The 13,245-nt window shown below is 59.2% G+C and carries 10 protein-coding genes; 8 read left to right on the top strand and 2 right to left on the bottom strand.

Annotation, left to right across the window (positions count from 1 at the left end; all coding sequences use genetic code 11):
- Positions 1 to 18: 18 nt before the first annotated feature.
- On the bottom strand, positions 19 to 2,298 hold the full coding sequence (locus ACMWKK_RS23185; protein WP_112781414.1) for an ATP-binding protein: 2,280 nt from the start codon (positions 2,296 to 2,298) through the stop codon (positions 19 to 21).
- A 226-nt stretch (positions 2,299 to 2,524) separates the two neighbouring features.
- On the opposite strand from ACMWKK_RS23185, the gene ACMWKK_RS23180 reads away from it, so the two are divergent.
- From ACMWKK_RS23180 to lpxO, 7 genes are all read left to right on the top strand, one after another.
- The gene (locus ACMWKK_RS23180; RefSeq protein WP_112781413.1) at positions 2,525 to 4,039 is read left to right on the top strand and encodes a sugar ABC transporter ATP-binding protein; all 1,515 of its coding nucleotides are present in this window, start codon (positions 2,525 to 2,527) and stop codon (positions 4,037 to 4,039) included.
- 2 nt (positions 4,040 to 4,041) lie between these two features.
- Positions 4,042 to 5,037, top strand: a complete 996-nt coding sequence (locus ACMWKK_RS23175; protein WP_032644731.1) for an ABC transporter permease subunit — start codon at positions 4,042 to 4,044, stop codon at positions 5,035 to 5,037.
- Positions 5,038 to 5,069: 32 nt separating this feature from the next.
- A complete protein-coding gene (locus tag ACMWKK_RS23170; RefSeq protein WP_112781412.1) occupies positions 5,070 to 6,011 on the top strand; it encodes an ABC transporter substrate-binding protein in 942 nt (313 codons plus the stop codon).
- A gap of 112 nt (positions 6,012 to 6,123) precedes the next feature.
- The gene (locus ACMWKK_RS23165; protein ID WP_045328742.1) at positions 6,124 to 6,810 is read left to right on the top strand and encodes a D-lyxose/D-mannose family sugar isomerase; all 687 of its coding nucleotides are present in this window, start codon (positions 6,124 to 6,126) and stop codon (positions 6,808 to 6,810) included.
- A 10-nt stretch (positions 6,811 to 6,820) separates the two neighbouring features.
- Positions 6,821 to 7,681 (top strand): ketose 1,6-bisphosphate aldolase, encoded by an 861-nt coding sequence (locus tag ACMWKK_RS23160; RefSeq protein ID WP_112781411.1) that lies wholly within the window; start codon positions 6,821 to 6,823, stop codon positions 7,679 to 7,681.
- Entirely contained in the window at positions 7,678 to 8,685 is a 1,008-nt protein-coding gene (locus tag ACMWKK_RS23155; RefSeq protein ID WP_112781410.1) for a carbohydrate kinase family protein, read from the top strand. The genes ACMWKK_RS23160 and ACMWKK_RS23155 overlap by 4 nt, the downstream gene beginning before the upstream one ends.
- A 143-nt stretch (positions 8,686 to 8,828) precedes the next feature.
- On the top strand, positions 8,829 to 9,737 hold the full coding sequence (lpxO, locus tag ACMWKK_RS23150) for a lipid A hydroxylase LpxO (RefSeq protein ID WP_112781409.1): 909 nt from the start codon (positions 8,829 to 8,831) through the stop codon (positions 9,735 to 9,737).
- 3 nt (positions 9,738 to 9,740) lie between these two features.
- On the opposite strand, the gene ACMWKK_RS23145 is transcribed toward lpxO, so the two are convergent.
- The gene (locus ACMWKK_RS23145; RefSeq protein WP_045328749.1) at positions 9,741 to 10,472 is read right to left on the bottom strand and encodes a response regulator; all 732 of its coding nucleotides are present in this window, start codon (positions 10,470 to 10,472) and stop codon (positions 9,741 to 9,743) included.
- A 256-nt stretch (positions 10,473 to 10,728) separates the two neighbouring features.
- Between ACMWKK_RS23145 and fdhF the strand changes: the two genes are divergently transcribed.
- Positions 10,729 to 12,876, top strand: coding sequence for a formate dehydrogenase subunit alpha (gene fdhF / locus ACMWKK_RS23140; RefSeq protein WP_112781408.1), 2,148 nt, complete (start codon positions 10,729 to 10,731; stop codon positions 12,874 to 12,876).
- The last annotated feature ends 369 nt before the right edge of the window (positions 12,877 to 13,245 follow it).

Raw genomic sequence — 13,245 nt, 5'->3', positions numbered from 1 at the left:
GGGGGTAGCGGAGGAATCTCAAATTACCATCACCTTCCGCAGCGCCTGCGCCAGCTGCGCGCGGGTAAACGGCTTACGCAGTAGCTGAACGTCCGGCAGCTGAGGATTATGCGCGGGTCGTAAATCCTGGCCGCTGATGAGCAGCACCGGAAGCTGCGGATAATGGCTGCGCACGTGGTTAATCACCTCGGCTCCGCCCAGGCTTCCCGGCAACATCAGGTCGCTGATAAACATGCCAATATTCGGCGACGCCGCCAGCATGCTCAGCGCCTGCTCGCCGTTGTCCGCTTCCAGCGTCAGGTAACCAAGCTGGTGCAGCTGCTCGCACAGTGTCTGACGAACGTCCGCCTCATCTTCCAGCACCAGCACCAGGCGCTCGCTATCGACGGAGGCGGTCGCTGACAGCGCTTCATCCTCTGCCGCGGCGGGAAGGGTCGAGCGCGGCAGATGAAGCCGGACGGTGGTTCCCTGCCCCGGCGCGCTTTCAATCTCAACGCGACCACCTGACTGGCGCACAAAGCCGTAGACCATCGACAGCCCTAACCCGCTCCCGCTCCCGGTCTGCTTGGTGGTAAAGAACGGTTCAAAGACCCGGGATTTAATCTCCTGCGACATGCCGCTGCCGCGGTCAATCACTTCTAGCGCCACCATATCCTGCCTGCGCCCGTCGCTGCGGGTGACGCGCTGATTCCAGGTGCGAATTTTGATCGCTCCGCTTTGCCCCTCCATCGCATCACGCGCGTTCATCACCAGGTTGATGATGGCGTTTTCCAGCTGGCTGACGTCTATCCAGGCGGGCCAGGCAGGGGATTGCGCTTCAATCTCCAGGGTCAGGGTGGCGGGCAGGGAGTGGCGCAGCAGTTCCCGGAGGTTCTCCAGCAGCGGCAGCATCTCTACCGCATGCGGCGTCAGGGATTGCTTGCGGGAAAACGCCAGCAGGCGCTGGGTCAGTAAGGCGCCACGCTCGGCCGCCTTCAGCGCCCGGGCGATGCGCGGCGCATCGTTCGATTCAGGGTCAGTAAGCTCAAGACTGCCGATGATCACCGCCAGCAGGTTGTTAAAATCATGCGCCAGCCCGCCGGTTAGCTGTCCAACCGCCTTCATTTTCTGGCTGTGCAGCAGCGCCTCTTCCAGCCCCTGACGCTCAACGCGGTCGATCTCCATCTGCGTGGTTTTCTCTTTCAGCAGCCGCGTGGTGTGCTCAAGCGAGGCGGTATTGCGGGCAAAAACGTTAAACGCGCGCGCCAGCTCTCCCAGCTCGTCGCGCCGCTGCAGGGCGGGAACGGAAACATCCTGCTCGCCGTGGGCAAGGCGCGACATCGCCCGGGAAATGGCGGTCAGGTTAGAGGCCAGATTGCGGTAAATATACCAGCAGGCGCACCCGGTAATAATCAGCGCCAGCAGGGCGAAGACGCTGATAAACACGCTGATGGACTGTAGCTCGTGATGGCTCTGCGCTGTACGCAGCCGTGAAGCCTGCGCCACCTGCTCGACGTACTGATTAATGTCACCGTTGAGGATCGCCACCAGGGCCTTGATGTGGAACATATACCAGCTTATCGCCAGATCGCTCTCTTCCAGCTGTTTCGACAGCGGGCCGAGCTTGCCTAACTCAGCATTAAAATCAGGCAGCACCCCCTTCACGACCGGCTGCACAGCATTTCGGGGCAGCGTTGCGGCCACCGCGTCCAGCTGCTGAACGGTCGCGCGCGGCGAAGGGGTATCGATGGCGGCGGCGATCAGCCGGTCCATCTCCATCAGGTGCAGCGCATCCGGAACGTTGCTGCCATAGCGGCGGTTGAGTTCCTGCAGATGGCGCAGGTAGCTCTGGCTTTGGTACAGCGCGCTCAGCAGGGCGTTACGTTCCAGATGGCGCCGCTGACCACGTTCCAGCATCTCCGTCACGCTCTGCTGAAGCTCATTGCTTCGTTGAATAATCCGCGCCACCAGGGCCGGTTCCTGCTGGGCCAGCGGGGCATCCGCAAGCTGTTCCAGCGAGCGGCGCAGGGCCATTTGCGTCTGTTTGAGGCGCTCGGCTTCACCTTTGTACTCCAGCGCCCCGACGACCTGCGAAAGCCGCACCGCCGCCGTCGCCACGTTTGCCGTATCGCGCGCCAGGTTCATGCTGCCGGTCATGTCATCCAGCGTTTGCTGCTGCACCTGCTCCTGGATCTGGCTGGCGTGCCGAAAGCCGAGCACCGCCACGCCGCTCACCATCAGCGTTACGGCGACCACCAGCAGATTAAAAATCAGCAGGCGGCCTCGGGCGCTGGCGAAGAACGGCGGGCGTGATGGCATGGGTTTGGGCTCCTGTGCGGTTTGGCGCCCCCTCACCCTGACCCTCTCCCCAAAGGGGCGAGGGAATGATTTGCTTCCTCTCCCTTCCAGGGAGAGGGCTGGGGTGAGGGTAAAATGTGATCCACCTTAGCTATTCATCACTATGACAAATATGAACAGCTTCTGACATTTTGCATTTACGCACCTGTGATGAAGTGCAGAAATCGGCATTCACAGGAGATCCGCCATGAGCAGAACACCGGTATTAGAGATGCGCGGCATTGCCAAAACGTTTGGCAGTTTCCAGGCGCTCAAGGGTGTAGATTTGACGGTTTTTCCCGGTGAGATCCACGCGCTGATGGGCGAAAACGGCGCGGGAAAAAGCACGCTAATGAAAATCCTCGCGGGCGCCTATACCGCCACCGGCGGTGAGATCCTGATTGACGGACAGCCGTTTCACATTAAAGGGCCGAAAGACGCGCTGGCCGCAGGCATTACCCTGATTTATCAGGAGATGCAGCTCGCGCCCAATCTGACCGTAGCCGAGAATATCTTCCTCGGCAGCGAGCTGTCGCGCGGCGGGATGGTGCAGCGTAAAGAGATGGCCGCCCAGGCGCAGGCGGTCATTGACCGTCTCGGCGCGCAGTTCAGCGCCACCGATTTGGTGATGAAGCTGACCATCGCCGAGCAGCAGCAGGTGGAAATCGCCCGCGCGCTGCACCGCAACAGCCGCATTCTGGTGATGGATGAACCCACCGCCGCCCTCTCCTCGCGGGAAACGCACCGCCTGTTTGAACTGATTTTGCGCCTGCGCGATGAAGGAATGGCGATTATTTACATCAGCCACCGCATGGCGGAAGTGTATGAACTCTCTGACCGCGTCAGCGTCCTGCGCGACGGGCAGTACGTCGGCAGCCTGACGCGCGATAAGCTCAACGCCTCCGAGCTGGTGCGCATGATGGTGGGCCGGCCGTTGAGCGACCTGTTCAACAAGGAGCGTGATATTCCCCTCGGCAGCCCGCGCCTCAACGTCCACCACCTCACCGACGGTAAAAAGGTGCAGCCGTGCAGCCTGCAGGTGCGTTCCGGCGAAATCGTCGGCCTGGCGGGGCTGGTCGGAGCCGGACGCTCCGAGCTGGCGCAGCTCATCTTCGGCGTGCGCAAAGCCACCGGCGGCATGATTGAGGTCGACGGCGAGCCGGTGGTGATCCACTCCCCGCGTGCCGCCATCGAGAACGGCATCGGTTTCCTCACCGAGAACCGCAAGGAACAGGGGCTGTTTCTGGAGCTGGCGGCGCAGGAGAACATCACCATGGCGACGCTCGAGCGCGACGCTACCTTCGGCATGCTGAACCGCAAAAAAGCGCAGTCGATTTCCGATGACGCCATCGCCCTGCTCAACATCCGCGTACCGCATTCGCAGGTGCGAGCGGGCGGGCTGTCCGGCGGCAACCAGCAAAAGCTGCTGATCTCCCGCTGGGTCGCCATCGGCCCGCGCATTCTGATTCTGGACGAACCGACGCGCGGCGTGGACGTCGGGGCGAAAAGCGAGATCTACCGCATCATGAATCAAATGGCGCGCAAAGGGGTGGCGATTTTAATGATCTCCAGCGAGCTGCCGGAAGTGGTGGGCATGAGCGACCGGGTCTACGTGATGCGCGAAGGGAGCATCGCGGGCGAGCTCCACGGGCGCGGCATCTCTCAGGAAAACATCATGACGCTGGCAACCGGCGTCAACGACACTCATCATCAGGCGGTGTAACCATGACGCATTCAACCAGTCCGCAGCAGGTGGCGAAATCCGCCTCCGCAAAAAAAATGCTGATGAGCGATCTGATGCAAACGGTCGGCATTTTGCCGATTCTTATCCTGATCGTGGCGGTATTTGGCTTTATCGCCCCGAACTTCTTCACCGAGAGCAACCTGCTCAACATCACCCGTCAGGCGTCGATCAACATCGTGCTGGCGGCGGGAATGACCTTCATCATCTTAACCGGCGGGATTGACCTCTCCGTCGGCTCGATTCTGGGCACCACGGCGGTGGCGGCGATGGTGGTGTCGCTTATTCCTGAGTTCGCCATGCTCTCCATCCCGGCCGCGCTGATGCTCGGCATGGTGCTGGGCCTGTTTAACGGCGCGCTGGTGGCCTTTGCCGGGCTGCCGCCCTTTATCGTCACGCTCGGCACCTACACGGCGCTACGCGGTGCGGCCTACCTGCTGGCCGACGGCACGACGGTCATTAACTCCAACATCAGCTTCGAGTGGATCGGCAATAACTATCTCGGCCCGATTCCCTGGCTGGTGGTCATCGCCCTGGCGGTGATTGCGGTGTGCTGGTTCATCCTGCGCCGCACCACGCTCGGCGTACACATCTATGCGGTGGGCGGCAACATGCAGGCGGCACGCTTAACGGGCATTAAGGTCTGGCTGGTGCTGCTGTTTGTCTACGGCATGAGCGGGCTGCTCTCCGGCCTCGGCGGCGTGATGAGCGCCTCGCGCCTCTACAGCGCCAACGGCAACCTCGGCACGGGCTACGAGCTGGACGCGATTGCGGCGGTGATCCTCGGCGGCACCAGCTTCGTCGGCGGGATCGGCACGATCACCGGCACGCTGGTCGGCGCGCTTATCATCGCCACCCTCAACAACGGCATGACGCTGATGGGCGTCTCCTACTTCTGGCAGCTGGTGATCAAAGGGGCGGTGATCATCATAGCGGTGCTGATCGACAAATACCGTACCCGACACCATCAAAGTGCATAACAACAAAACCCTACAGCTTCGAGGAAAACACTATGCGTTTGAAACCGTTAGTAACCGCGCTCTGTGCTGGCGCACTGCTTGCCGCAACGCCGTTTGCGCAGGCTAAAGATCTGAAGGCCATCGGCGTGACGGTGGGCGACCTGGCTAACCCGTTCTTCGTGCAGATCACCAAAGGTGCCGAGCTGGAAGCGCGCAAGCTGGCAGGGGATAACGTCAAGGTGACGCTGGTCTCCAGCGGTTACGATCTGGGCCAGCAGGTGGCGCAGATCGACAACTTCATCGCCGCGAAAGTGGACATGATTATCCTCAACGCCGCGGACTCCAAAGGGATCGGCCCGGCGGTGAAGCGCGCGAAGGAGGCCGGGATCGTGGTCGTGGCGGTTGACGTCGCGGCGGAAGGGGCTGATGCCACCATTACCTCCAACAACACCCAGGCGGGCGAAATGGCCTGTAAGTACATTACCGATCGCCTGAAAGGCAAAGGCAACGTGGTGATCATCAACGGACCGCCGGTCTCTGCGGTGCAGAACCGCGTGGAAGGTTGCCAGACGGAATTTAAAAAACACCCGGATATCAAGGTGCTCTCGGATAACCAAAACGCCAAGGGCAGCCGTGAAGGCGGTCTGGAAGTGATGACCTCCCTGCTGGCAGCCAATCCGAAGATCGACGGCGTGTTTGCGATTAACGATCCGACCGCGATCGGCGCCGATCTGGCGGCGAAACAGGCGCAGCGCAACGAGTTCTTTATCGTTGGCGTGGATGGCAGCCCGGACGGTGAGGAAGCGCTGAAGCGCGAAAACTCGCTGTTTGTGGCGACCCCGGCGCAGGATCCGCAGGTGATGGCGGCGAAGGCGGTGGAGATCGGCTATGACATTCTCCAGGGCAAACCGGCGCCGAAAGAACCGGTGCTGATCCCGGTGACGATGATCGATAAAAAGAACGTCGGCACGTATAAGGGGTGGACGGTTAAGTAACCCCCTCACCCTGCCCTCTCCCCAAAGGGGAGAGGGTGGTCAAGTTCCCTCTCCCCTTTGGGGAAAGGGTTAGGGTGAGGGGTACGTTTTGCACCTAATCGAAGGAGTCCCCATGAAACGCTCCGACATCAATGAAATCCTCGGCCACACGCGGCAGTTTTTTTCCATGCACGACGTGCATCTCCCGCCCTTTGCCAGCTTTCCGCCAACGAAATGGCAGCAGCTTGACCAGGCCGCATGGCAGGAAGTGTTCGACCTCAAGCTCGGCTGGGACGTGACGGCGTTCGGCGGCAATAATTTTGCCGCTGAGGGGCTGACGCTGTTTACCCTGCGCAACGGCTCGCCCAACGGCGTGCCGTATGAAAAAGGCTATGCCGAAAAAATCATGCACGTTCGAGAGGGCCAGGTCACGCCGATGCATTTTCACTGGCGCAAGCGGGAAGACATCATCAACCGGGGCGGCGGGAACCTGATCGTGGAATTATGGAATGCCGGGGCGCATGAAGAGACGGAAAACACCGACGTGACGGTTACCGTCGACGGCTGCCGTCAGACTCACGCGCCCGGCAGCCAGCTGCGCCTGCTGCCCGGGGAAAGCATCTGCCTGACGCCCTGTCTTTACCACAGTTTCTGGGGCGAACGCGGCTTCGGCGACGTGCTGGTCGGGGAAGTGTCCTCGGTGAATGACGATGAGCATGACAACCACTTTTTGCAGCCCGTTGCCCGCTATAACAACATCGAAGAGGACGAACCGGCGCTGCTGGTGCTGTGCAACGAGTACAACCTGTTTCGGATTTAAGGGGTGAATGATGCCATTGATTTCTCTTGCCGACGGTCTGGCACACGCCAGACAGCACCGCTATGCGCTGGGGGCGTTTAACGTCCTCGATTCCCACTTCCTGCGCGCGCTGTTCGCCGCCGCAAAGCAGGAGCGCTCGCCGTTTATCATCAACATCGCCGAAGTGCATTTTAAGTACGTGTCCCTGGATTCGCTTGTCGAAGCGGTCAAGTTCGAGGCCGCCCGTCACGATATTCCCGTGGTGCTCAACCTCGACCACGGCCTGCATTTTGACGCCGTGGTGCGCGCCCTGCGCCTGGGGTTCAGCTCCGTGATGTTCGACGGCTCGACGCTGAGCTATGAGGAGAACATTCGCCAGACGCGGGAGGTGGTGAAGATGTGCCACGCGGTGGGCGTGTCGGTGGAGGCGGAGCTGGGCGCGGTCGGAGGCGATGAAGGCGGCGCGCTTTACGGCCATGCGGATGAAGCCTGCTTTACCGACCCCCAGCTGGCGCGCGAATTTGTCGATTCAACCGGTATTGACGCGCTGGCGGTGGCCATCGGTAACGCGCACGGCAAATACCGGGGCGAGCCGAAGCTCGATTTTCCCCGCCTGGACGCCATTCGTCAGCAGACGGGCCTGCCGCTGGTTTTACACGGCGGCTCCGGGATTAGCGATGCCGACTTCCGCCGCGCCATCGAGCTGGGCATTCATAAAATCAATTTCTATACCGGGATGTCGCAGGCCGCGCTTGCCGCCGTGGAGCAGCGGATGGCAAAACGCCAGCCGCTCTACGATGAGTTTGCCGAGCTGCTGCTGGGGATAGAAGAGGCAATTACGGATACGGTCGCCGAACAGATGCGCATCTTCGGCAGCGCGGGGCAGGCATAATGGAACGTAAAGGCATCATCGCCGCAGGCAATATGCTGGTGGACCACGTCCACCAGATCGTGCAGTGGCCGGAGCGCGGCTGGCTGGCGGAAATCACCCACAGCGAACGCTCAACCGGCGGCGCGCCGCTCAACGTCCTGCTGACGCTGGCGAAAATGCACGTTGGCCTGCCGCTGCAGGCGGTGGGGCTGATTGGCGAAGACGTTGACGGGGACTACATTCTGGCGATGCTCGACCAGTACCACGTCAACCGCCAGCGCGTACAGCGCACCACCTTTGCGCCAACCTCCATGTCGCAGGTGATGACCGACCCCAGCGGACAGCGCACCTTTTTCCACTCCCCGGGGGCTAACCGCCTGCTGGATCTTCCCGCCTTCGATCGCCTGGACGGATCGATGAAGATCTTCCACCTCGGCTATCTGCTGCTGCTCGACAGCCTGGATATGCCCGATGACGAGTTCGGCACCCGCAGCGCGCGGCTGCTGGCGCAGATGCGCGACCTGGGGTATGAAACTTCGCTCGATCTGGTTTCCCGTAAGGGCGACCCGCGCTATCAGCCGCTGGTGCTCCCTGCCCTGCGCCATCTGGACTATCTGGTGATTAACGAGCTGGAGGCCGGCGAGTTTAGCGGCCTGACGATGCGTGACGAAAACGACGTCCCGCACGTTGCCCATATCGCAGAAGCCGCGACGCAGCTGCTGGCGGCCGGCGTACGCCAGCGGGTGGTGATCCACTGTCCGGAAGGCGCATGGGGAGAAGCACGCGGTGAAGAAGGCCGCTGGATCCCGTCATGGATGCTGGAGCAGGAAGAGATCATCGGCAGCGTCGGCGCGGGCGATGCCTTTTGCGCAGGCTTTTTATACGGCTGCCATGAGTCGCTGCCGCTCACGGAAAGCATTTATCTGGCGCACGCCTGCGCGCGGGCAAGCCTGCTGGCCGCCAATGCAATTGACGGCGCAAAAACGCTGGCCGAGCTGGAGGCTTTTATTCACGAGGGCACTTAATTTAACAATAATTGCGATTTCTCATTACAGTTCTATGAATTTTGCATTCCCGAACTACACTCTCTCCATCTGGCATATTCGGCGTGGGCAGCACTCTGTCCGCACGCTTTTCCGAAATGAGATAGAAAGAGGACAAGGGAAAAATGTTCGCAGCCATCATCATCGGTATTTTCATTATTAGCGTTATTTACGCGCATTCACGCGGCAAAGAAAAACAGACGCTGTCTCGTCAGTTGTTCGACCATTCGACGTTCATGGCACCCATCAATATGTTTATGACGGCGTTCTCTTCCCTGCCCGCCAGGCAGGCTTTCTTTGAGACAGAGCGTTTCCCCGAATTAAACACGCTGACGGAAAACTGGCAGGTTATTCGTGAAGAGGCGGTGCGTTTACAGGATCATATAAAGGCGGCGCAAAATAATAACGACGCTGGCTTTAACACCTTTTTTAAACGCGGCTGGAAGCGTTTTTATCTGAAATGGTACGCCGACGCTCACCCCTCTGCGCAAGCGCTTTGCCCGGTGACCACGCGGCTGGTGAGTCAAATTCCTTGCGTGAAGGCGGCCATGTTTGCCGAACTGCCTGCGGGGGCAAAGCTGGGCAAGCATCGCGATCCCTACGCGGGCTCGGTGCGCTATCACCTGGGCTTATCTACCCCGAATGACGATCGCTGCTTTATTGAAGTGGACCAGCAGCGCCATAGCTGGCGCGATGGCGAGGCGGTTATTTTTGATGAGACCTACGTCCACTGGGCGGAAAATAAAACCGATCGGACGCGCATTATTCTGTTCTGTGATATCGAGCGTCCGATGAAGTGGCGCTGGGCGCAGGCGGTTAACCATTGGGTGGGCACCACGCTGATGTCTGCGGCCAGCTCACCGAATGACGATAATGACCGTACCGGCGGCATTAACCGCATTTTTAAATATGTTCATGCGGGCCGCGAACGCGGGCAACGTCTTAAAAAACGCAATCGTAAAGCCTATTACGCCCTCAAGTACCTGTGCATCAGCGCCATTTTTGCCGCCATTCTTGTTCCGGCAATAACGTAAACCTTATGCCGCCTGCTCGGGGCGGCTAACATCGGTGGCAAATACATACCCCAGCCCACGGATGGTTTTAATGAGCGCAGGCTGATGCGGATTGGCCTCGATCTTCCGGCGCAGGCGCATGATCAACACGTCAATAGTGCGGTCGAACACGTCAGCGCTTTCGCTGTGGGTCAGCTCAAGCAGCCGGTCACGGCTCAGCACCCGGCGGGCATTTTGCGTAAGCGCCAGCAGCAGGCCGTACTCGCCCTGGGTTAAGGGCACGGGATTACGCTGCGGATCGCTCAGCTCGCAGCGGGTGGTATCGAGCGTCCATCCGTTAAACGCGATGCCAGCCACGGGTGCCGCGGGCGCTTCGGCTGCCAGCACGCCGGTACGGCGCAATACCGCCTTCACGCGGGCGACCACCACGCGCGGGTTGAACGGCTTGCCAATATAGTCGTCGGCCCCCATCTCCAGCCCCACCACCACGTCTGACTCACTGCCCAGCCCGGTTAACATGATTACCGGCAGCATCGGGCGCTGCTTTTGCAGCTGCAGCAGAACCTGCAGGCCGTTGATATCCGGCAGCATCATATCCAGCAGGACAAGCGCGATATTCGGCTCCTCCTGTACCCGGCGCAGCGCATCCTGGCCGTTATGGCAGACACGCACGCTAAAGACGTGCTCGCTAAGCACATCCTGGAGCAGTTCGCAGACTGCCGTATCGTCATCAACCACCAGAATCGCCGGTTTCATCATATGCTTCCGTCAGGGGATTATGTTAAGTCTGAACCATTCTGCCGTCGGCTCCAGTTAAAGGTTTTTTTCAGTGACGGAAATTCAACCCATGTCACATCCGCTGCACTGTCGACACGTCAATTTTGACGATGGGCTGTTTTTTGTCAGAGTTTTTACCGCGAAGGGACCGTAAAGTCAGGGAGTAGCCATACAAAAAACATGGCATAGAAGCTGCATAGTGGGTGCGAACGATTCGATTAACTGGAGCAGACTGATGAAGAAAGTCGTCACGGTTTGCCCTTATTGTGCCTCAGGTTGCAAGATCCACCTGGTGGTCGATAACGGCAAAATCGTCCGGGCAGAGGCCGCGCAGGGGAAAACCAACCAGGGCACGCTGTGCCTGAAAGGTTACTACGGCTGGGATTTTATTAACGATACCCAAATCCTCACCCCGCGCCTGAAAAGCCCCATGATCCGTCGCGAACGCGGCGGCAAGCTGGAATCCGTCTCCTGGAACGAGGCGCTGGATTATGTCGCCACGCGCCTTAGCGCCATCAAGGCCAAGTACGGTCCGGATGCGATTCAGACCACCGGTTCCTCACGCGGAACAGGGAATGAAACCAACTATGTGATGCAAAAATTCGCGCGCGCCGTTATTGGAACCAATAACGTCGACTGCTGCGCTCGCGTCTGACACGGCCCATCGGTTGCAGGTCTGCACCAGTCGGTCGGTAACGGCGCAATGAGTAATGCCATCAACGAGATAGATAATACCGATCTCGTCTTCATCTTTGGCTATAACCCGGCGGATTCTCACCCTATCGTCGCGAACCACGTTATTCGCGCTAAGCAGAATGGGGCGAAAATCATCGTCTGCGATCCGCGCAAAATTGAAACCGCGCGCATTGCGGATATGCACATTGCATTGAAAAACGGCTCGAACATCGCGCTGTTAAACGCAATGGGACACGTCATCATTGAGGAGAACCTCTACGACCAGGCGTTTGTCGCCAGCCGCACGGAAGGTTTTGAAGAGTATCGGAAGATTGTCGAAGGCTACACGCCGGAGTCGGTTGAAGCAATAACCGGCGTCAGCGCGCAGGAGATCCGCCAGGCCGCACGGATGTACGCCGGGGCGAAAACCGCCGCCATTCTCTGGGGCATGGGCGTGACCCAGTTTTACCAGGGCGTGGAAACCGTACGCTCCCTGACCAGCCTCGCCATGCTGACCGGTAACCTCGGCAAGGCGCACGCTGGCGTGAACCCGGTGCGCGGTCAGAATAACGTCCAGGGCGCGTGCGATATGGGCGCGCTGCCGGATACCTATCCGGGCTATCAGTACGTGAAGTTCCCGGAGAACCGCGCCAAATTCGCGAAGGCCTGGGGCGTGGAAAGCCTGCCGGAACACACCGGGTACCGCATCAGCGAGCTGCCGCACCGCGCGGCGCATGGCGAAGTGCGTGCGGCCTACATCATGGGTGAAGATCCGCTCCAGACCGACGCCGAGCTCTCTGCGGTGCGTAAAGGGTTTGAGGATCTGGAGCTGGTGATTGTCCAGGATATCTTCATGACCAAAACCGCGGCGGCGGCGGACGTGATTTTACCGTCGACCTCCTGGGGCGAGCATGAAGGCGTCTACACGGCGGCGGACCGCGGCTTCCAGCGCTTCTTCAAAGCGGTCGAACCGAAGTGGGATCTGAAAACCGACTGGCAAATCATCAGCGAAATCGCCACCCGCATGGGTTATCCGATGCACTACAACAACACCCAGGAGATCTGGGACGAGTTGCGCAGTCTGTGTCCGGACTTCTACGGCGCCACCTATGAAAAAATGGGTGAACTGGGGTACATCCAGTGGCCATGTCGCGATGAGTCGGAGGCCGATCAAGGGACGTCCTATCTCTTTAAGGAGAAGTTCGACACCCCGAACGGGCTGGCGCAGTTCTTCACCTGCGACTGGGTCGCGCCCATTGATAAACTCACCGACGAGTATCCGATGGTGCTCTCTACCGTGCGTGAAGTGGGCCACTACTCCTGCCGTTCGATGACCGGTAACTGCGCCGCGCTCGCCGCGCTGGCTGACGAGCCGGGTTACGCGCAGATCAACACCGCCGACGCGGAGCGCCTCGGTATTGAGGATGAAGCGCTGGTGTGGGTGAACTCGCGCAAAGGGCGGATCATTACCCGCGCGCAGGTCAGCGATCGTCCAAACAAAGGGGCGGTCTATATGACCTACCAGTGGTGGATTGGCGCCTGCAACGAGCTGGTGACGGAGAACTTAAGCCCAATAACCAAAACGCCGGAGTATAAATACTGCGCCGTCAACGTCGAGCCGATCGCGGATCAGCACGCGGCGGAACAGTATGTGATCGACGAATATAACAAGCTAAAAGCCCGCCTGCGCGAAAGCGCAATGGGCTGAAGGCGTTAATTCATCGATGAAAAAAGGGAGTGAACTATTCACTCCCTTTTTATTTCCGATTAGCTCATCAATAATATCAATTATTATTCTGGAAAGCGCCTCGCAGAAATAATGTAATTTACGCAGAATAGAATTACATCTTTGCATTTTAATTCAGAGAGATAAGATGTGATACGGGTGCTTAAGACTTTCTGTCTTGAGCATTGTTGAGGGACAGAAAGTAGGAAGCCCCGGGAAATTTTCATTTACCTGTACTGCACCCATTTTGTTGGACGATGAAATGGAATAGTCCCTGATATGTCAAAGCCAAAATACCCCTTCGAAAAGCGCCTTGAAGTCGTGAATCACTACTTCACAACTGATGATGGT

This window comes from Enterobacter sp. 01-M-03-SI-ECC (assembly GCF_047530215.1).
In the GTDB taxonomy this organism is placed as follows: domain Bacteria; phylum Pseudomonadota; class Gammaproteobacteria; order Enterobacterales; family Enterobacteriaceae; genus Enterobacter; species Enterobacter chengduensis.
This window is presented reverse-complemented; position numbering and strand designations above follow the sequence as displayed.